The 20764-nt window shown below is 40.7% G+C and carries 18 protein-coding genes and 1 pseudogene; 4 read left to right on the top strand and 15 right to left on the bottom strand.

Features of this window, described 5'->3' with window-relative positions; all coding sequences use genetic code 11:
* Nucleotides 1-187: 187 nt before the first annotated feature.
* Nucleotides 188-922: an NAD-dependent protein deacylase gene (locus B5D47_RS05835; protein WP_078930900.1), complete on the top strand. Its 735-nt coding sequence runs from the start codon at nt 188-190 to the stop codon at nt 920-922.
* A 15-nt stretch (nt 923-937) separates the two neighbouring features.
* On the opposite strand, the gene B5D47_RS05830 is transcribed toward B5D47_RS05835, so the two are convergent.
* A complete protein-coding gene (locus B5D47_RS05830) occupies nt 938-1867 on the bottom strand; it encodes a ParB/RepB/Spo0J family partition protein (RefSeq protein ID WP_078930899.1) in 930 nt (309 codons plus the stop codon).
* On the bottom strand, nt 1860-2615 hold the full coding sequence (locus B5D47_RS05825) for a ParA family protein (RefSeq protein WP_078930898.1): 756 nt from the start codon (nt 2613-2615) through the stop codon (nt 1860-1862). The genes B5D47_RS05830 and B5D47_RS05825 overlap by 8 nt, the downstream gene beginning before the upstream one ends.
* Nucleotides 2616-2815: 200 nt before the next feature.
* Between B5D47_RS05825 and B5D47_RS11855 the strand changes: the two are divergent.
* A pseudogene (locus B5D47_RS11855) lies at nt 2816-4072 on the top strand (class I SAM-dependent methyltransferase).
* Nucleotides 4073-4086: 14 nt separating this feature from the next.
* Here B5D47_RS11855 and B5D47_RS05810 read toward each other — a convergent pair.
* From B5D47_RS05810 to B5D47_RS05780, 7 genes are all read right to left on the bottom strand, one after another.
* Nucleotides 4087-5091 carry an ABC transporter substrate-binding protein gene (locus B5D47_RS05810; RefSeq protein ID WP_078930895.1) on the bottom strand — a complete coding sequence of 335 codons (1005 nt, stop codon included), beginning with the start codon at nt 5089-5091 and terminating at the stop codon, nt 4087-4089.
* Nucleotides 5092-5184: 93 nt separating this feature from the next.
* Nucleotides 5185-5979 (bottom strand): ABC transporter ATP-binding protein, encoded by a 795-nt coding sequence (locus B5D47_RS05805; RefSeq protein ID WP_078930894.1) that lies wholly within the window; start codon nt 5977-5979, stop codon nt 5185-5187.
* Between the two features lie 64 nt (nt 5980-6043).
* Entirely contained in the window at nt 6044-6949 is a 906-nt protein-coding gene (locus B5D47_RS05800; RefSeq protein WP_078930893.1) for an ABC transporter permease, read from the bottom strand.
* Between the two features lie 242 nt (nt 6950-7191).
* On the bottom strand, nt 7192-9396 hold the full coding sequence (locus tag B5D47_RS05795; RefSeq protein WP_078930892.1) for a helicase-associated domain-containing protein: 2205 nt from the start codon (nt 9394-9396) through the stop codon (nt 7192-7194).
* An 80-nt stretch (nt 9397-9476) separates the two neighbouring features.
* On the bottom strand, nt 9477-11294 hold the full coding sequence (locus B5D47_RS05790; protein WP_078930891.1) for a DNA repair helicase XPB: 1818 nt from the start codon (nt 11292-11294) through the stop codon (nt 9477-9479).
* Between the two features lie 66 nt (nt 11295-11360).
* A complete protein-coding gene (locus tag B5D47_RS05785) occupies nt 11361-12023 on the bottom strand; it encodes an MgtC/SapB family protein (protein WP_078930909.1) in 663 nt (220 codons plus the stop codon).
* A 41-nt stretch (nt 12024-12064) separates the two neighbouring features.
* Nucleotides 12065-12820: a hypothetical protein gene (locus tag B5D47_RS05780; RefSeq protein ID WP_078930890.1), complete on the bottom strand. Its 756-nt coding sequence runs from the start codon at nt 12818-12820 to the stop codon at nt 12065-12067.
* 70 nt (nt 12821-12890) lie between these two features.
* Between B5D47_RS05780 and B5D47_RS05775 the strand changes: the two genes are divergently transcribed.
* Complete coding sequence (locus B5D47_RS05775; protein WP_078930889.1) at nt 12891-14120, top strand: dicarboxylate/amino acid:cation symporter; 1230 nt, start codon at nt 12891-12893, stop codon at nt 14118-14120.
* A 71-nt stretch (nt 14121-14191) separates the two neighbouring features.
* On the opposite strand, the gene B5D47_RS05770 is transcribed toward B5D47_RS05775, so the two are convergent.
* From B5D47_RS05770 to udp, 3 genes are all read right to left on the bottom strand, one after another.
* On the bottom strand, nt 14192-15916 hold the full coding sequence (locus B5D47_RS05770) for a GGDEF domain-containing phosphodiesterase (RefSeq protein ID WP_078930888.1): 1725 nt from the start codon (nt 15914-15916) through the stop codon (nt 14192-14194).
* 153 nt (nt 15917-16069) lie between these two features.
* Entirely contained in the window at nt 16070-16861 is a 792-nt protein-coding gene (locus B5D47_RS05765; RefSeq protein WP_078930887.1) for a tRNA1(Val) (adenine(37)-N6)-methyltransferase, read from the bottom strand.
* The gene (gene udp, locus B5D47_RS05760) at nt 16862-17650 is read right to left on the bottom strand and encodes a uridine phosphorylase (RefSeq protein WP_078930886.1); all 789 of its coding nucleotides are present in this window, start codon (nt 17648-17650) and stop codon (nt 16862-16864) included.
* Nucleotides 17651-17783: 133 nt separating this feature from the next.
* On the opposite strand from udp, the gene B5D47_RS05755 reads away from it, so the two are divergent.
* On the top strand, nt 17784-18125 hold the full coding sequence (locus B5D47_RS05755; protein WP_078930885.1) for a phenylpyruvate tautomerase MIF-related protein: 342 nt from the start codon (nt 17784-17786) through the stop codon (nt 18123-18125).
* A gap of 1 nt (nt 18126) precedes the next feature.
* Here the strand turns inward: B5D47_RS05755 and B5D47_RS05750 are convergent, their stop codons facing one another.
* The 3 genes from B5D47_RS05750 to B5D47_RS05740 form a co-directional block, all read right to left on the bottom strand.
* On the bottom strand, nt 18127-19509 hold the full coding sequence (locus B5D47_RS05750) for an MATE family efflux transporter (protein ID WP_078930884.1): 1383 nt from the start codon (nt 19507-19509) through the stop codon (nt 18127-18129).
* Nucleotides 19510-19544: 35 nt separating this feature from the next.
* Nucleotides 19545-19787, bottom strand: coding sequence for a DUF5348 domain-containing protein (locus B5D47_RS05745; protein WP_078930883.1), 243 nt, complete (start codon nt 19785-19787; stop codon nt 19545-19547).
* Nucleotides 19788-19944: 157 nt separating this feature from the next.
* On the bottom strand, nt 19945-20589 hold the full coding sequence (locus B5D47_RS05740) for a YkgJ family cysteine cluster protein (protein ID WP_078930882.1): 645 nt from the start codon (nt 20587-20589) through the stop codon (nt 19945-19947).
* Nucleotides 20590-20764 lie beyond the last annotated feature (175 nt).

The following is a 20764-nucleotide window of genomic DNA, read 5'->3' as shown; positions in this document are numbered from 1 at the left end:
TTGTTAATTTTTACCAAAAACATTGACTTTATAACTTTACAAATTATAAAACTTGTAAAATTTAGAAACAGTTTATTTTTTTATGCAAAATTGAATATATAAATATATAATTGATAAAAAATTCTATTCACATCCGGCTGATTAAAACCGGCAGTCAAAAAAAATAAAACAAAAAGAGGCGGAAGACATGGACGAAAAAATTGAACAACTTCAAAAAATGATTGATGAAAGTTCACGGATTGTATTTTTTGGAGGCGCTGGCGTAAGCACAGAGAGCGGAATTCCGGATTTTAGGAGCCAGGACGGTCTTTACCAGCAAAAATGGAAGTATCCGCCGGAAACAATAATTTCAAGAAGTTTTTTTGACACCAATCCAAAAGAATTTTACAGATTTTATCGCGAAAAACTGATTATAAAAAACGCAAAACCAAATATTACGCATTTTAAGCTTGCAGAACTTGAACAAAAAGAAAAACTTTCCGCAATCGTTACGCAAAACATTGACGGTTTGCACCAAAAAGCAGGAAGCAAAAAAGTTTTTGAACTGCACGGAAGCACTTTGCGCAATTTTTGCATGAAATGCGGCAAATTTTACGACGAAAATTTTATTCTCGAAAGCCAAAATTCTCCGGACAGCCTTCCGCACTGCACAGAATGCAACGGTCTTGTAAAACCGGACGTTGTTCTTTACGAAGAAGGCCTGGACGACAATGTTGTTGAAGGAGCAATTCAGGCAATAAAAAATGCGGATATGCTCATAATCGGAGGAACTTCACTCGTCGTTTATCCGGCAGCAGGCTTTATCCGCTATTTTACCGGAAAAAATCTTGCAATGATAAACAAAACCCAAACTCAAGCCGACGAAATGGCAAATTTAGTCATTCATCAAGGTCTGGGAAGCGTTTTTGAACAAATAAAATAGAAAAAAAGCCCGAATCTAGTGGTTTATAAAGTCAAACAAGCGGTTAAAATCGTCCTTGCTAAAATACGAAATCTCAATTGAGCCTTTTTCGTACGAACCCTTAATCTGAACTTTAGTTCCAAGTTTCTGGATAAGCTGAGTTTCGACGTCGATTAGATCCGGATCGCGCGTCAAACTTTTTGCACCATCGTTTTTCTTAATCTTTGGCTGAGGATTATTGATTTCCGATGCCATAACTTCCGTCTGATGAACAGAAAGTCCCTGGCCTACGATTTTTCCGAACAAAATGTGCATATTCATTTTGTCCTTTACCATTAAAAGAGCGCGCGCGTGTCCTGCGGTAATCTGTCCGCTCACAAGCGCATTCTGAATGTCTTCCGGAAGTTTTAGGAGGCGGATTGCGTTTGCAACAGTGGCGCGATTTTTGCCGACTTTCTGGGCAACCTCTTCCTGCTTGAGTCCGCCGAGTTCCATAAGCTTGTAATAAGCCCGGGCTTCTTCGACAGGATTTAAATCCGCGCGCTGGATATTTTCGATAAGCGCGACTTCGAGTTTTTTCTGGTCGCTAAATGCAGAAAGCTGGACAGGGATTTTTTCAAGTCCTGCAAGGCGGGAAGCGCGGGTACGGCGCTCACCGGCAATAATATAAAAAGTGCCGTCCTTTGCATCTTCAATCGTGACTGGCTGAATTACACCGTTTTCTTTAATCGAATCCGAAAGTTCTTTTAACTGCTCAGGATCAAATTCCTGACGCGGCTGGTAAGGATTTGGGCGCAAAAGTTCCGGGTTAATCCAAAGTTTTCCAAATTCGTCCTGTTCAATTCCGGCAGGCAGATTTGTCTTTACAGATTGAAAAGAATTCTCTGTTTTTGCCGGTTCGTCCTCTTTTGCAGAAGAGCCTAGAAGAGAATCAAGACCGTTTCCAAGCCCAAATTTTTTAGCCACGGCGGATTACCTCCCCAGCAAGTTTTTCATAACTTTTTGCACCGACACAACTCGGGTCGTAAAGGCAGATTGGCACTCCGTGAGAAGGAGCTTCCGAAAGACGGATATTTCGGGGAATAATTGTATTAAAAACAACATCCTTAAAATAAGCCTGAACCTGACGCACAACATCCTGGGCAAGACGGGTACGGCTGTCGTACATAGTAAAGAAAATTCCGCCGATTATAAGTTTTGGATTTATTGATTTTTGAACTTTTTTTACAGTCTGAAGCAAAAGAGTAATTCCTTCGAGAGCAAAATATTCGCACTGCATAGGAACAATTACAGAATCTGCGGCAGCAAGTCCATTAAGAGTTAAAATTCCGAGAGATGGAGGACAGTCAATAAGAATAAAGTCGTATTTTTCTCTAAGCGGCTCAAGCGCCTTTTTTAAGAAAAATTCACGGTTTTCTTCATCAACAAGTTCGATTGCAGCACCAGAAAGGTCGGTATCTGCGGTGATTGCGTCAAGATTTTCAACCGGAGTATTTTTTACAGCCTGCTCGCAAGAGCACTGGCCGGCAAGAAGTTCGTAAATCGTAGGTTTGTCTTTTTTTGCGCCAACGCCACTGGACATATTTCCCTGAGAGTCAAAATCAACAAGCAGAACTTTTTTTCCTGCCTTTGCAATATACGCTCCAATGTTTATGGCAGAAGTCGTTTTGCCAACACCACCCTTCTGATTAACAAAAACAATAATTTTTCCCATATAAATACTATACCGCAAAACAACATTAAAAATACAGTCCTTTGAGAAACATTTTTTGTTTCTCAAAAATCCGGGCGTCCCCCGCTTTGCGGGTCGCTACGGCCGCAGTTCCGGCTTTAGCCTCCATTCCTGAGTGCCGCGCGCTCAGGAACGCTTCGCGCTGCTATCATCGCTGACGCATTTTGGATAAAATACAAGCTATGCTTTTATCCGCAACACTTTCTAAACCTGCAAAAAAAACAAATGACAACCCGGAAAGCTCTTATATCCGGGTAAAAATCAAACTTTCTGTCTCTTCAAACCTGGAACAAAACCTCTATCTTGCCGAGTTTTACACAAAAACCCAGGTTTTTCATAAAAAAATGAGCGCCGTGGAAGTTGCAGAATTTATCCAAAAAAACATTCCTGCAAATTTTAAAAACTGCGTTGAACGCACAGAAACAGAAGAAATTACGGTTCTTGCAAACAAAAAAGGCGAAGTTACCCGTCTTGTAAAAAAACTAAAAAAAGAGAACGCGTTAGGGGGTGGAACCGCGCCGAAAGGCGTTGCCGAAGGCAATGACAACGGTGGAACACCCGACCCGGCAGGGGAACGCCCGATTCCGTACAAAAATCTTTTAACCGGAAAATCCTTTAATAAAAAGAAAAATTACATTCTGCCGGAAGGAAAAAGTGTTCCGTTTTTGGTGCGGCTCGGAATTATGACGGCGGAAGGCAGGGTTATTGCGGCAAAATACGACAAATTCCGGCAAATCAACCGTTTTTTGGAAATTTTTAAGGACGCGGCTCTCGAGGTTTTGGCAAAAAAAGGCGGCGGAGAACTGAGCGTTGTTGATTTTGGCTCTGGAAAAAGTTATCTGACGTTTGCTGTTCAGTATTTTTTGACGGAAATTTTAAAAGTTCCGTGCAGAATTTTCGGGCTGGATTAAAAAAAAGACGTGATTGAATACTGCTCAAGACTTTCGGACGAGCTTTGCCTTAAAAATTTGAGCTTTGCGGTCGGCGACATTGCAGAATTTGGCGAAGACAAAAAACCAGACATTATAATCACCCTGCACGCCTGCGACACTGCGACAGACTACGCCTTAAACTATGCAATAAAAAAAGGCGCGTCCGCGATTCTTTCTGTGCCTTGCTGCCAGCACGAAATAAATTTGCAGCTTAAAAAAAATAAGGCCGGCGAAAATCCGGTTTTTGAACCGCTTTTAAAATATGGACTTATAAAAGAGAGGTTTTCCGCACTTGTTACGGACGCTGTCCGTGGCGAACTTTTGGAAAATTTTGGATACAAGGTGCAGATGATTGAATTTATTGACGACGAAGGCACTCCAAAAAACCTTATGATCCGCGCAATAAAAAAAACAGGTTTTGAAAAAGAAACTGTCGCAAAAAAAAGTTCCTGCAAAATTTTACAGGAACTTGGTGTAAGCCAGACTTTAGAAAATCTTCTTAATTAGTTTTATGCAGATTTTTATTTTTGGATAAGTTTTCCGTTTTCAAAAATCATGCTTGCGGTGTCGAGATATTTTTTTGGAATTTCGATTCCGCAGTTTTTTGCCGAATCCAGGTCAAACAAAAGGTCAAAGTCTTCTGGTTCTGTCATAAAGCGGACTGGGAGTTCTGACGGTTTTTTGCCGTTCAAAATCTGAAGAACCATTTCGCCGGTTGCGCGGCCAGCCTTGTAATAGTTAAATCCAGAAGCAATTACACATCCGCCGTTCATTGCGCCAGTAACGTCGCCGGAGAAAATCGGCTTTTTTGCCTTTTCAAAAACCTGAATAAGGCTTGAAAGAGCGCTAAAAACGGTATTGTCGGTTGTAAGGTAAATTCCGTCAACGCGGTTTACGATTGTTTCTGCCGCCTGTTTTACTTCGCTTGAATTTGCAATTGACTGAGTTACAAGGTTAAGTCCGAGTTTCTGGCAGGCATTTTTTACGAGCTCGAGAGAAGAAACAGAATTTGCCTCGCTCGATGTGTAGATGTAGCCGAGTGTCTTGATTCCGGCAATTTCCTTAAAAAGCGCAATGTGCTGTTCTGTCGGAATCGCGTCGCTCATGCCGGTAACGTTTCCTTCGCCGTGGTCAAGAGTTGTTACAAGTCCAGCGCCGAGAGGGTCTGTAATTGTTCCAAATACAACAGGAATATCTTTTATTGAATTTGCAAGGGCAAGTGCTACAGGAGTTGCAATTCCTACGGCAACATCCACGTTTTCGTCCTTGTATTTGAGCGCAATCTGTGCGGCTGTATTTACGTCGCCGTTTGCATTCTGCAAGTCGTATTCCGCATCAATTCCGTTATCTTTTAAATAATCGACAATGCCCTGTTCAACAGAATCCAAAGCAACGTGCTGAACGATTTTTGCAATTCCAATCTTTACTTTTTTTTCAGAATTTGCTGATTTTTTTGAGCAGGAAAGAGTTCCAAAAAGCAAGGCCGCGGCAATTGCAGAAAAAACAATTTTATTTACGAGTTTCATAAAGTTCCTCCAAAACAAGTGATTACTTCATAATGTTACTATAAATAGAAACATTATGTCAAGAAGAATTTTCTTTTTGCTGTTTTTTTTATTTTACTGAAGCATCAATGCGTCGTTTGAAACCTGTATTTTTTTAAACTGGGCGATTAAGTCTTCCATTGTAAGATTTTTTTTCTGCTCGCCGTTTATGTCCAGAATTATCTGACCTTTGTGCATCATGATGAGGCGGTTTCCGTAATCGAGCGCATGCTGCATATTATGAGTAACCATCATCGTTGTAAGTCCCATTTCGCGTGTAAATTTGAGGGTAAGCTGCATTACAAGGTCTGCATTTGCCGGGTCAAGGGCGGCAGTGTGTTCATCAAGCAAAAGCAAATCCGGCTTGCTCATAACCGCCATCAAAAGCGTAAGAGCCTGCCTTTGGCCGCCAGAAAACTGGTCAACATTGTCGTTTAGGCGGTTTTCGAGTCCCATATTGAGCTCTTTAAGCTGTTCGCGGAACTGCTCGCGAAGACGGTTGTTCAGCGAAATTTTTAAGCCTTTGTTTCCTTTTTTGCTGGAAATCACCATATTGTCTTCTAGCTTCATTTTTCCGGCTGTTCCCAAAAGAGGATTTTGAAAAATGCGTCCAATGTAGCGTGCGCGCTTGTACTCAGGATCACCTGTTATATCGCGGACAGAACCGTTCTGTTCAAGAAAAATTTTTCCGGCAGTTGGCTTTAAGGTTCCTGCAATTATGTTGTAGAGAGTTGATTTTCCGGCTCCGTTTGAACCAATTACAGTTATAAAATCTCCGCGGTTAATTTTTAAATTTATTCCTGACAAAGCCTTGTTTTCGTCAGGCGTATGCGCATTAAATGTAATTCCAATATCTTTTAATTCAAGCATCGTTTTCTCCCATAATGAAGTTTAGACAAAGTTCTCTATTGGTCTTTATTGTTTTTCCCAATTTTCAACTTACAGAAGGCCTTTTTAAGTGTTCCTTAAAATATGCGCTAATATTCGTTTTTGAAATTATCAGGCAGACGATGATTAAAAGTCCGGTAATAAGTTTTAAGTCGTTCGGCCCAAGCCCAACAACGCTTCCATAACGCCGGGCAACGTACATAAGAGCGCGGTACAAAATCGAACCGAGAATTACACGGAAAGTCTGCCAGCCGATTTTGTTTGAACGAATCAAAAATTCACCAAGCATAAGAGAAGCAAGTCCCGATACCACAACTCCAGTTCCGCTTCCAACATCGGCAAACCCCTGATACATTGCAAACATAGCTCCAGAAAGTGCGGCCATTGCGTCTCCAAGGCAAATTCCAACCGCACGCACAAAACGCGGGTCAACACCCTGGCTAATCACCATCTGCGGATTAGAACCTAAAGCGCCCATCGTCAAACCAAAATCCGTCGAAAAAAAAGTGTTGAGCAAAAAAGTAAGGATTGCAACAAAAACCGCAATAAAAATCACGATTGCCCAGTCGCCGGCAGCAGGAAAAGCCCCGGAAAGACTTTTAAAAATCGTATTGAGCCGCAAAAAAGAAACATTTGCGTGGTTCGACATAATCCGCAGGTTCACGGAATAAAGCATTGTCATAACCAGAATTCCGGCTAAAAGGTCAGGAATCCGCAGTTTTGAATAAATCAAAGTGGTAAAAAGACCGGCAACCGCGCCGCCGCAAAAGGCAATCAAAAGCGCGCAGGAAGGCGAAATTCCGTGCGTAAGGCAGGCAGCAAGAATACACGCGCCCATCGGAAAAGAGCCGTCAACCGTCATGTCGCAAAAGTTAAGGACGCGAAATGTCATAAAAACGCCCAAAACCATAATGCCGTAAATAAAACCTTCAATTAAAATTCCAGAAATCATTTTTTTTTGTGTCCGTTTTCAGTAATATTTTGTTCTTATATAGAGTAACAGATTTTTGAAATTTTGTCAGTTTTTATTTTGGAGCGCAATTTTCCGTCTTATCCGGCTCTTACTGCAAGTCCTCCTTCGCTCCGCTCGTCCGGTCTTTCCGTGGCGATCCGGGCTAAGTTTTCCGGTCAAACAAAAAAAACTCCGCACGAAAAAGCATTTTGTTTACTTTGCCGTACGGACAATTTTTCAATTTATCTTAAAACCGAACCGCGTATCCGCTTTACGTTGCGTGCCTGTCCAAGAGAAAAAGCTCTCTCTTCGTGTTCAGGCTCAACGACAAGATGAACAACGCTGTCCACCGGATTTTTTTCTACAGAAACTGGAGTTCCAACAATTATTGCAAGTCCGTCCGGCATTTTTTTGTCGTCGTATTCAAGTTCAAGCATCATATTTTGAGTAATTGCGCTTTCCGCAACATGAACTTTTCCCTGATAATCCATTCCATTCGCTTCAATTTGTTCGAGTTTTACGCTGTCCGCATTGAGCTGCTGTGGAGTCAAAATAATTTTTCTGTTTATTCTGAGCAAAAGTCCTTCCCTCTGCTCCGGAGTAATCGCCATTTTGTCCAAAAGTCCGCGGAGCATATCAAAATGCTCTTTTCTTTCTTCGTCCGTAGTTATAACTCCGTAACTGTCGCTTCCTTCGCTTTCAGAAATTGCTCCGCTCCTAAGCTGTGCTGTTCCACCGCCCAAAAGCGCACTTCCTGCAGTTCTGTTTATCTCAAAAACTGGAAAAGCCGGTCCGGAAAATTCGCTCTTTGGCGTCTGAATGCTTCCGATAAAGTCCAGTCCGCTCTCTTTTATCAGGTTCTGAGCTTCTTCGTCAGAGGCAACGTTCAGCAAAAATGCGCCGGGTGCAATGATTTTAGAAATTTTCGGAGAAATCGAAGGGTTGTTCTGAACCAGGACTGTGCTTTTTTCATCAACTTTTAGAACATAGCCTTTGTACAAGCTTGCAGAAGAATAAGAATTGCTCCAGTCCTCAATGCTCACAAGAAGATTTTCCGGAAGTTCATAAGCGCAGAATTTTTTTATAATTTCCAAAATTTCTTTTTCGGCCAAACCGCTGTCCAAAGCGCGCATTATGGATTTTCTGGTAATCTCAAAAACCGCCGCAGTATCAAACTGCTTTAAGTCCATAATTCTCATAAGCGGTAAAAGCTCTTTCAGAGGAAGCCCCGGAAAAACCGTAACATTAAAGGCCGGATCGATATTTAAAACCTTAGGAAGCTCAGGTTCGGCTCCAATTCCTGTTCTAGAAACAGTCTTCTTAAAAAGAACGCCGCCTTTTACAAAAACAGTTTCGCCGTTTTCGTCCTTTCCGTATTCCTGCAAAATTCCAAACATTGCGGCGCTGTCGCAGAGTCTGTCCATAACCGCAGAAGGATTTTCCAAAATCGAATTTGCCGAAGAATTTTCATCTTCTCCCTGAGCGCGGGCCAAAATCGAATTAAAACGTCCGCCACCAAAAGCGCGCTCCGACGAAGAAAATGAAGAAGGATCTTTTTCAAAAAGCAAAAATGCAGTTCTCAAAACGCAGGTGCGCGCAAAACCAGTTGCCGGCAAGGAATTTGCTGTTTCGAGAAGGAGCTTTGCCTGGCTCATAAGAGCAGTGCGGCTAAAGCGTCCGATTCCCGCGACACACAGATAAGCATACTGAAGTTTTTCGTCAAGCCCGGCAAAAGAATTCAGTCTTGAACCGTCGATTTCATAACCGTTCAAATTTTCTTTTACGAGCGAAAGATTTATAAAAGCGGTAAAAATATGCTGAAAAACAGGCGCTGTTCCAGAACCGAATATTTCTTCGAGTTTTTCGCAATCGCGTTTTTTTATAGTTCCGTCCGCCTTGCAAAGTCCGGGATTTGTGCAGACAAAATTTATAAAGGCGGCAAGTTTTTCCGGCGTAAGCGACAAAGGGACTTCTTCGTTCCGGGTTTCGAGAACCGGCAATGGCAAGAGAATTTTTTTGCTGAGAAGCGGAAGAATTTCATCTTCGAGCATAGGATTCAACGAAATCAGGGTTTTGCGCGTATTTTTGTCGCCGTGGCGGTAAATCAAGAGTCTTTCTTCAAGATTTAAAAGTCTCTCGTAAAGTTTTGCAAAATTGATTGTTTTGTCAAAAAAATTGGAAAGTTTTTCGGTTGTCGCATTTGGAATATAATAAACGGCGGCAAGAATTAAAATGTCGCTTTCGGACAGAAGATTGATTATTGTGCGGCGGTTTTCTTCTTTTCTCAAAAAAGCGCCGAGCTGTTCAATGAGTTTTTGCTTGTTGAACGGGGAATGAATTTCGCCCAGATACATTCTAATAAGCTCAAAAAAATGATTATCCGGCAAAGTTATAAAACTTTCTCTCCAGTCAATTATTCTCTGCACCTTAGGATCAACTTTTATCATTTTATTCCCCCTCAAAAACTACGGCTTTTTTTTGATTTTTTCTGACGGCATAAATCCGTTCAGCTCAACAACCGCATTTTTTAATTACAGCAATCTGAAAGCACCAGTTCTGTTGAATTGGAAACTCTCACGACGCGGTAAGCATATCCTTGTTCCGCCAGAAATTTCTGACGATTAGAACCAAAATCTTCTTCGACCGTGTTTCGCGTAATCAGCGTAAAGAAACGGCTTTTTCGCTCTTTCGGGCGCAGAATTCTGCCAAGACGCTGGGCTTCTTCCTGACGGCTTCCAAAAGTTCCGCTCACCTGAATCGCCATGCTTGCATCCGGCAAATCAATTGCAAAATTTGCAACTTTTGAAACAACCAGAACCCGAATTTCGCCCGACCTGAATTTTGCATAAATCTGATCGCGCTCTTCATTCGGAGTTTTTCCGGTTATGACAGGCACTTTCAGCATTTTTGCAATTTCGCCGAGCTGCTCCAGATACTGTCCGATAACCAGAATTTTGTCTTCGGGATTTTCTTTTACGAGTTTTTCGACGATTTTATATTTTTCAGGATTTTCACTTGCAATCCGGTGTTTTTTTCTCAGAGGAGCAACTGCATATTCAAGCTCTTTGTCGCTGCTCAAATCCAACCGCAATTCAATACATTCGGCGGAAGCAATCCAGCCCGTAACTTCAAGGTCTTTCCACGGAACATCGTAGCGTTTTGGACCAACAAGGCTAAAAACGTTTCCCTCGCATCCGTCTTCGCGCACCAAAGTCGCAGTAAGTCCGACACGGCGAATCGCCTGAATTTCTGCCGTCACGCGAAAAACAGGAGCCGGAAGCATGTGCACTTCGTCGTAAATTATAAGTCCCCAATTGCGCTGCCTAAAAAGCGCAAAATGCGGATAAGGTCCGTCTTTTTCCGGACGCCATGTTAAAATCTGATAGGTTGCAACTGTAACAGGCTTTACAACTTTGTTTTCTCCGGTATATTCTGCAATCATATCGCGCGGAAGGTCGGTTTTGTCGACAAGCTCATCAATCCACTGATGCACAGCAGAAATATTTGTCGTAATAATCAGAGTGCTGGTCTTTAATAAATCCATTACCGTCATACCAACAACTGTTTTTCCTGCTCCACATGGAAGGACAATGGTGCCAAATCCGGTTCCAGGACCTTTATCGCCGACAAGAGCTGCGGCCGCTTCTTTTTGATAATTGCGAAGTTCAAAAGGACGTCCAGAATTAGTCACTTTCCGAAGGTTTACTTCCAAAGGCTCGCCTTCTGCCAGAGGGACGTCGTCTTTTACAGGCCAGCCAAGTCTCAGCAAGTCCTGCTTTACAGTTCCACGGTCGGTCAAATGCAGCATAAAGCAGTTGCGTTTTTCGTTTTCGGAAACCTTTACTTTTTTATCTTCGCTTATTCCGGCAGGCTCTTCATACTGACACTCGGTCAGCATTTTTTTTCCAACGCTACAGGCGGCAATTTCGCGGTAAACGAGAGAACTTTCTGTCACCAAATACAAATATTCTTCCGTAACCTGTTTAGAGCCTTTTTCGCCTTCAGAGTTAGCCGCAGTCAAAGGAACTTCAATTTTCGGTCCCTGCACAAGACGCAGTTTTCCAAAACGGCCGGCAGTTTCCAAAATCCACTGCTCGACAGACTGTGGCACATCGTAACGCGCAAATTCCTTAAGAACGCCAATCGCCTGTTCAGGTTTAAAACCTGCGCCGGAAGCATTCCACAAAGAAAGCGCAGTTAAACGGTAAGTATGCAAATGTTCGGGAGACCGTTCAAGCTCGGCAAAGGGAATCAGCGCATTGCGGCATTCGGCTGCACGCGGAGCATGTACATCAAGAAGCAGAGTTCTGTCACTTTGAACAATTAACGGATTATCAAATTGCATAACAGATTATTCTAGGCGATTAAAAAAGTTTATTCAATCATTCGCAATTGACTTAATCCGCAATTATTAACCTGTAATCGAAACTTCTAAAAGAGGCGCAACCTTATTCAACTCGTCAATAAATTTTGAATAATCGTTGATTTTTGGAGCGCTCACAGAATAATGGACAATCGTCTGCTCTGTTTCGAGCAACTGCGTAATATTCACATCGTTAATCACAAAACCTGTTTCAATAACAACTTTACGCAAATGCGTCATGTCCATTTTTCCGACATTAAAAGTAAGATGAAGCGATTTTGAGCGTCCTGCAGGAAACCATCTTTTTTCAATTTTTTCGAGCAAAACCAGAGACAGAATAAAAACTGTCAAAAGAAAAAACGAAGGAATATAAAGCCCTTCTCCAATGCAAAGCCCGATAGTCGAATCTGCCCAAATAACCGCCGCCGAAGTCAAACCTTTTACGTTGAGTCCGGTTTTCATAATTACGCCAGCACCTAAAAAACCAATTCCGCTGATTACGCCGGCAGCAATACGCGCAGTGTCAGCCGCTCCACTTTGAATTGCAATCCATTCGGACAAAATCGAAAGCATGGCCGAAGAACAGCAGATTAAAATCAAAGTGCGCATTCCAACAACCTGCTGGCGAAATTTTCGTTCCAGACCAAAAACAAAGCCTGCTATAAACGACAAAATAATTTTAAACACGCAAGAAATAAAAAAATCACTCATAAAAAATCCAGACAATTCAGGCAGTTGCTTTTTGAACTTCCCTATTTTTTAAAAATTCCAAATCCCCCAGGAACTTTTGCTCCTGCCTTTATCCAGCTCACCTTCTGTTTTGCAGAAAGCTCTTTTTTTAAGTCGTCAAGTTTAGAAAGATATTCGCAAAGCCAGGCCATAAAAGCAATGTCGTTTTTTGAAAGCTCGTTAGAAGAATCACATTCAACCAAAACTGGAATAACGTCGTCCGCTTCGCAAACTGAAGCCGCAAAATTTTCAGCAAAGACCTTAAATGCGACCGAGGCCGAAGCAACAAGGGTTTTAGAAAGAATCCGGTTTTCAAGACGGAGATTTGGATTTTTTACGGCATCCGCCTCGTTCACATTTGGTTTATAGACAAAAACAATTTTTCCGGGATTTTTTTCTAAGCCGGCAATTTTTCGTTGGTTAAAGCGCAACAAAAGTTCCGCAGTCAGATACTGATAGCCCAAAATCAATTCGTCGCAGGCACGTGTGCTTTCGGCAGGACCGGGAACTCCAAATTTTGGAGCAAAATATTCTTCATCAAAAATCAAGACAGCTTCATCAAGGTGGCCGTTTTTGTTCGATGCAGAAATTAAAAGGGAACGCGAAGAAAGAGCAGAGCCTTTGTTCCAGGCAACAGGATTTGAACCGTCCGCCAAACCTGTATCCGTCGCATCGCTTTCGGCAGTAATAAAAACAGTTCTTCCATGTAAAACAGCAGAAGAAGCTAAATCTTTTCCGGCCGGAACTTCTTTTCCAGCAATAAGAATTGTCTTGTCCATAGAAAGTAATTATATCATTACCGGTTATATATGGCAAAGGGCGGATTTTTTTAATATAATTTTATTCATTATGAAACTTTGGATTAAATATTTGATTGCAATAGCTCTTGGACTTGGAGCGGCTTTTATTCTTCCGGCAAACAACACTGCAATAGCGTCTGTTGTTGCTTCTTTGAGTGAATTTTCTGTCAGATTTGGAAGATACACACTTCTTCCGCTTCTTTTTTTTGGAGTTTCAACCGCCGTATTCCAGTTAAGGAGCACAAAACTCCTCGGAAAAACAGCGCTATGGACAATAATCGCAGTTTTCGGAACAACGCTGATTCTCGCACTTCTCGGTCTTCTTTCCATTTTAATTGTAAAACTTCCTAGAATTCCGATTACTGGCGAAAAAATGTCTTCTCTTCCGGCAATCGACATTAAGTCGCTCACAATGCAGCTTTTTCCGTATTCCGGCTTTGAAGCCCTGCTGCACGGAGCATATCTCCTGCCTTGCTTTATTTTTGCAGGATTTGCAGGAGCCGGCTGTACAACAGACCAAAGCGTCTCAAAACCTGTAATCTCCTTTTTGGATTCTGCGGCAAAACTCTGCTATTCAATTATGTCATTTTTTATCGAATGGCTTTCTGTCGGCATGATTGCAATTTCTGCCTGGTGGATGTTTTCTGCACGCCCGGTTTTTGCTTCAGGAACATATACTCCGCTTTTTATAATGCTTTTGGTCGATTTTGTTCTCGTGCTTGGATTGATTTATCCGCTTATTCTTTATTTTTTGTGCAAAGACCAGCATCCGTATCACGCAATTTACGCCTGCATTACCCCGATAATCACAGCGTTTTTTTCTGGCGACTCAAACCTTTCTCTTCAGGTAAATCTCCGCCATGCCCGCGAAAGTCTTGGAGTTCACCAGCCGTCTTCTGACGTTACAATTCCGCTGTTTTCGATTTTTGCACGCGGAGGTTCGGCCTTAGTAACAACAATCTGTTTTGTTATGATCTTGCGTTCTTATTCAAGCTTGGGATTCGCTTTTTTTGATATTCTGTGGATTTTTTGCGCGTCGCTTGTAATAAGTTTTGTCCTTTCTTCTCTTCCAACCGGAGGAACTTTTGTAGCGCTTACAATTCTCTGCACAATATACAGCCGCGGTTTTGAATCCGGTTATCTTCTTTTGCGTCCAGCCGCTCCTGTTTTTTGCAGTTTTGCAGCAGCCTTCGATGCAGTTTCCGCTGTTTTCGGAAGCTATGTTGTAGCTGTAAAAACAAGGCAGTTTGAACACGTTGAATTAAAGCACTTTATCTAAAAAACATGCAGAGTTTGCGGACAGATTTTTATCTTTAGTCCGCAAACCATTATTTTTCCGCCGGTTTTTATTTATCTGTCAAAACGAACATCCGAGCGAATATATTTTTCCCGGAACTGATCAGCCGTGCAAGGCCGTCCAAAATAAAATCCCTGGAATTTATCCGGATCATAAACTTTTAGTTTATCAATATCTTCGGCAACTTCAATTCCTTCCATACAAACTTTCAAGTTCAATTCATGCGCCATCTGCGTAATGTGCTTTATAACGTAACTGTCGCCCTGATCTCCGCCAGTCGCCTTATGAACAAATGAATAGTCGAGTTTTAAGGTATAAGCGTTAAGATACTGCAAATAGCGCAAATTTGAATATCCGGTTCCAAAGTCATCAATGTCAACCTTTAATCCGAGTTTATTAAAACTGTGAACCAAAGTTTCCAGTTCATGAATATCGTCCATATAACCGCTTTCTGTCAGTTCAAGCGTAATATTTTCCGGTTTTACGCCAGAATTCATCAAAGCCATTTGAACATCTGTCAAAATGTCGCTTTTTTTTACCTGAATATACGAAAGATTCAGGCTCAAATGAAAATCTTTTTGAACCTTATTCCATTCCCAGCATTGCTTAAAACCAGTTTTAAAAAGCCAGCGGCTCACAGGAATTATAAGTCCGGTTTTTTCAAGAATCGGAATAAATTCTTCTGGCGAAACAACACCGAATTCAGGACAGGAATAGCGCATCAGTCCTTCGGCTCCAATCACGTTTGTAATTGTCTTGTCGCTGTCCAGATAAATATTTTTTGCGTCCACAACCGGCTGATAAAAAATCTGAAATCCTTCGTAATTATTCTTTATTGCAAGGCGCAATTTTTCCTGAAGTTTTAAGTCGCGCTGATGTTTTGAATAATCCGTAGCATTGAACATGGAAAGGTTGTTTCCGCCCTTTTCTTTTGCCACAGAAACCGTAAAATTTGCCTTTTTTAACAAATCGTCAAGCTGCACGCTGTCCTTAAAAAACGCAACTGCACCGGCAGAAACCGTAAAAACTTCTTCATAATCAATCCGCTGCTCAGCTTCGGCAAGGGAGCGTTTTAAATTTTGATAGAACAAACTCGCATCAACGGCGGTCGCTCCTTTCAGGTTCATGCAGATAAATTCATCGCTGTTTATTTTGTACGCAACTCCAAAGTTTTTTATGCTGCGTTTAACAGAATCAGAAATCATAGAAAGAATAAAATCTCCGACACGAGTTCCATGCCGCTCATTTATTTCGCCCATTTTGTCAACGTCGATTTTCATAATAAATCCGCTGAGTTTTTCTTTCTGTTTGTAAACTTTATCAAAATCTTTTCTGAGCTGAACTTCTGTAGGCAGTTTTGAAACATCGTCAAGCTGAATAATATCGTCGATAATTTCAATTCTTCCGACCAAAATTGATTTTTTTTCTTCGCCAAAGCAGACTATTTTTCCGCGCAAATTTACCCAGGTTGAATTATGGCTTTTTGTCAAAGCGCGATAATTTAAATTAAAATTGTCTTTTTTTCCGGAAATAACATCGTCCAGCTCATTAGAAAAAAGACTTTGGTCTTCTTTTGCAACAAGCCTCAGCAAAATGTCGGTTGCATGATGAAATTTTTTGCCGGGAAGGTCAAATATTGCACCGGCCTGCTCAGAAATAAAGACCGAATTATTTTCTACATCAAGCAAAACCAAAAATGAATCTGTACAGTCGCTCAAAATATCAACAAGAGCTTCAAAAGAACTGAATGAAATGTCTTTAAAATTCTTAACCAACATAAAACTCCAAAAAAATAACAAATTTATTATAAATCATAATTTATTTTTTTTCGCTAATTTTGCGTTTATTTTTTCATTTTTTTTTGACAGAATTTTATAAAGTTTTTACGGAAAACTCCAAGATCAACAAAATATCATTTTTTAATTGCGTTTTTAAGAGCTTCGGCCGTAAATTTCTAGAATTTTTTGAGTATATTTTCCTTCCTCGTCATAAATTATCAAATCTTCAAGCTGAACTTTTTCATCACCTTCAGAAATTTCAGTTTTGTTTTTTTGCGCCAGATTTTTTTTCGCCATAATCAAAACCATTGTCGCGTCCTTTTCCTTAAAAGGTTTTACGTTCTGCCAAAAAAAATTTTTAAAGCCGGACTTTTCAAGCGCAAAAAAAATGTCGTTCAGTCTTCCGGCACGATGAATCATAAAAAAGTTTCCACCGTCTTCAAGCAAAAAATCCGCGGCACGAACAACATCTTCAAGACAACACAAAATTTCCTGGCGGGCAACCATTTTTGCAAAATTATCGCTCTGACGCCCCTGAGAAACGACCATATACGGCGGATTAGAAACAACTGCCTGCGCAAATCCGCCTTTTAAATTTTGGGGAATTTTTTTTATATCACCTTCCAGAATTTCAATCCGTTCTTCAAGCGAATTTATTTTTACAGAACGGCAAGCCATTTCTGCAATTTCCGTCTGAATTTCAATTCCCTTAATTTTTACACGCGGCCCGGTTTTTGCGGCAAGAAGAATTGGAATTATTCCGTTTCCAGTTCCAAGGTCAATAAACAAAAAATCCTTGTTCGTCTCAAAATCTTTAATCCTGCTTTTTGTATTTTTTAAGGCAAAATCCGCCAAAAGAACGGCATCAATTCCATAACAGAACTTTTTTTTATCCTGAAGAATTGAATATCCGTCCAAATGAAGTTTATCCAGCCGTTCTGCCATTTATTTTCCGTTTTTTTTCAAATCTTCTTTTATAAGATTCCGTAAACCCTCAACAGCAACTCTTACAGAAAGCTCTGTATCGTGAACCTGCGGATTTGGAAGTCCTTTTTTTGCCCTTTCCTGATTTGCAACAACCAAAAAGCACGAACCAACCCTTACCCGCAAAAAACTTCCTGCAATAAAAAGAGCGGCGCTTTCCATTTCGCTTGCAAGACAGCCCATTCTAAGCCAGGCTTGCCATTTATTTTCAAGTTCATAGCTTACAGGCATAACTTCCGGCTCATGCTGCCCAAAAAACGAATCCTTGCACTGAACAACACCTGCGTGATAAGAAATATTTTTGTCCTTTGCAGCCTTAATCAGAGCATTTACACATTCAATGTCCGGAACTGCCGGATACTCAATCGGAGCAAATTCACGGCTTGTGCCTTCCATTCTTATTGCTCCAGTTGCAATCACAATGTCGCCGCTCAAAACATTTTCCTGCATTCCACCGCAAGTGCCAGTTCTTAAAAAAGTATGCGCTCCGCATTTTGAAAGTTCTTCAATTGCAATAGCCGCAGAAGGGCCGCCAATTCCTGTCGAAGTAACGCTTACCTTTACGCCTTCGAGTGTTCCTGTATAAGTCGTGTATTCGCGCACATCCGCAACAAGACGAGGATTGTCAAAATGAGAGGCAATCTTTGCACACCGCTTAGGATCGCCCGGCAAAATTACATATTTTCCAATATCTTCAGGTCCGACGCCTGTATGGTACTGTTTTCCAGAACCTTCAGCATAATCAACCATAAATTTTCCTCTTAAAAATAAAAATCGCCATGCAAAATCCGCATAAGCATTCACATTATAACATATTCAGTTGATTTTTCGCCAAAAATTAAAATACAATGTGCGTACTAACAAAAAACTGGAGGTGCATTTTATGCCAATGATAAATTCAAAAGTGACAGTTTCTCTTCCACAGGAAAAACGCGACATTTTAAAAGCAGAGCTCGGAAAAGCCGTTGCAATTCTCGGAAAACCAGAAAGCTACCTTATGCTCGGTTTTGAAGACAATTATGACCTTTATTTTGGCGGAAAAAAACTCGAAAAAGGCGCTTTTATTTCTGTCGAAGTTTTGGGCGATATAGATTCGCAGTCAAGTTCAAAAATGAGTGGCAAACTTTGCGAAATTTTTGAAAAAGAACTCGGAATTCCCGGCGACAAAATCTACATCACCTACAGCGGCTACAAAAACTGGGGCTGGAACGGCGGAAATTTCTAAACTACCCGGTAATTTTATGCAGCCATTTACCGGATTTTATTCTCCAGATTCCGCAGACAGTTTTTAAAATCTGTTCGGTTTCCAGACAAAGCAAAATCTGGTAAGGTTGCAGTCCAAGCTTAAACGAAGCAATATAACCGAGAGGAATAGCAAAAGCCCACATCCAGCCATTATCAATCAAGGTTCCAAAAATCGTATCTCCGCCAGAACGGCAGATTCCGACAATTAAAAGCATATTAAAAGCCCGCCACGGATACAAAAATACGAGGGCAAAGAGCATGGATTGTGCAATTTTTACAATATGCGCATCAACGTTAAAGATAAATGGAATTAAATAGCTCAGCGGAATTAAAAAAAGTCCGATTACAAATCCCAAAATCGGGAAGAACCAGCAAAATCTGTGCGTAAAGGCGATCACGCTTTCTTTTTCGCCGGCACCGATTTTTTTACCGAGAATAATCGCCGCGGCATTTCCCATTCCAATAAAAACAACCCAGGTTAACTGGCTAATCGTGTTTGTAATGCTGAACGCCGCAAAAGAATCAGTTCCAGTATGAGCAAAAATTGAATTCTGAGTGGAAATTCCAAGTCCCCACAAAGTCTCGCTAAAAATTACAGGCAAGCCGACTTTTAAAAGTTTAAGCAGAAAACCTTTTGTAAACGAAGTCATTTCCTTAAAAGAACCAATCGCCTCAAATTTCTTTATGCGGCCATAAAAAACCGTAATAAAAAATTCAACAGTTCTGGAAAGCAAAGTTGCAAGAGCAGCGCCGGCAACTCCCATCTGAGGAATACCAAGGCTTTCAACACCAAAAATAAAAATCGCGTTTCCGGCAACATTCAAAACAAAAGAAATCGCGGTTGTCGTCATTGGCAAGATTACATGCTCCGTGCTGCGGTACGCCATTTGGCAGGCAAACGAGACAGCCATAAGCGGATAACTCAGGGCAACAATTCTAAGATATTCAGAAGCTTTTTGAATAACAACAGAATCTCTTGTGTAAAGCCCGATTAAAAATTCAGGCTTAAAAATTCCAGCAACGGTAAAAGCCAGCGAAACGAAAACGCAGACAATCAGCATAATTCCAAAAGTCTTGCGGATTCCTTTAAAATCTTCCTGTCCCCAAAACTGCGAAATAAAGATTGAGCAGCCGGAAGAAACGCCAAAAACAACCATATTCAAAATAAAGAAAATCTGGTTTCCAAGTCCAACAGCAGCAATTTCGACAGAACCAAGCCGTCCGACCATTACAGTATCCATCATATTGACGAAAGTCTGCAAAAGGTTCTGCAAAATAATCGGAATTGCGATTGAAAAGAGAATTTTATAAAAACCCTTAAGGTGATTTTTTTTGAGAGAATTAGAAGAATTTAAAAGTGTCATAGTTAAAAAATTTTATAAACCTAAAAAATGTGATGTTATATTCTGGCGTCAAAACCAGTCAGGTCGCCTTCGTAATCTATTCCTTTAAGCTTAAAGACCAGATTACCTTTTTCGTCGTTTGAAATTTGCAAACTTGTCGAAACCCATTCATCGCCAATCTTTACTTCAAAATTGTCGCCAAATTCAATGTTTGTAAAAGGAAAACTCTGTTCGTCCTTTGCAATTGCAAATTTTCCGTCAAATTCGTTAAAAACCAGAATTCCTTCCTTTTTTTCCATAAAAACTCCATATATTTTTTCTAAACAACTGTATACAGGATATAAAAAATAACTGCTTTTGAAAATAGAAAAAGAACCGGTCTCAAACTTAAAACGTATAATTAAGAGAAGAAACAAAAAAATGAATTGAATTCAAATTAAAAAAAACAAAAAACCGTCACTGAGCCTGACCGTTCATCGAAATAATCCATTTTAGGCGGCGGACGGTTTCGGGAAGACTGTCGCGAATCAGTTTTGTACGTTTATCCTGCGGATTTAAATTCTCAACTTCTTCCATTAAATCGCTCATAACAGGAGGAACAGTTCCAAAAATATTCAAAATTTCTTCCTGCATATAATTTTTATGCGCAAGAGGCGTTTTAAACTGAGACAGTTTTTCTGTCGGGTAAAATTTGCACGGTTTAAACATAATCTTGCCGTTTTTAGAGCGGCTTCCACAACCGCCAAACAGACGGCAAATGCAGGAACGGCCACCGTAAATCGTACAATGATATGAATTATGTTCATTCCAAAACGGACAGCCCTTGTTTTTTTCAAACGGAAAATTTCCCTCTGCAATTTTATTTACAATTTCCGGCTGATTTTCCATAAGCCAGGCCGCCATGTACAGAGCTTCACACTCAAGCAAATCCGGCTCAAAATTCCGGCAGCACTCACCGCAACCGCTCGTACAGGTAAAAGAAGATTTTTCGTACCATTTATTCTGTTCGATGGCAATCTTACTGTAAGCATTTTCCATCTGCAAAATAATTTCCGCTTCGTTTGTTCCTTTCAGTTGATTCAAAATTTTTTCAACCATCATTTTTTTTACCCATAAAAAAAAAGCCGTAAAAATGCTGTAACAAGCAGAATAACTGCTCCTTACAAGATTCTTACGGCTTCTTTGCCAAATTAAATAAATTTATGCAGGAATATTAGCGAAATGAAAAAAGTTTTTCAAGAAAAAATAAAAAAAATATCAAGCAAAGAACATTTTA

It is taken from the genome of Treponema berlinense, from assembly GCF_900167025.1.
GTDB classification, from domain to species: domain Bacteria; phylum Spirochaetota; class Spirochaetia; order Treponematales; family Treponemataceae; genus Treponema_D; species Treponema_D berlinense.
The sequence above is the reverse complement of the archived record's forward strand: the minus strand, read 5'-3'. Positions and strand labels throughout refer to the sequence as shown.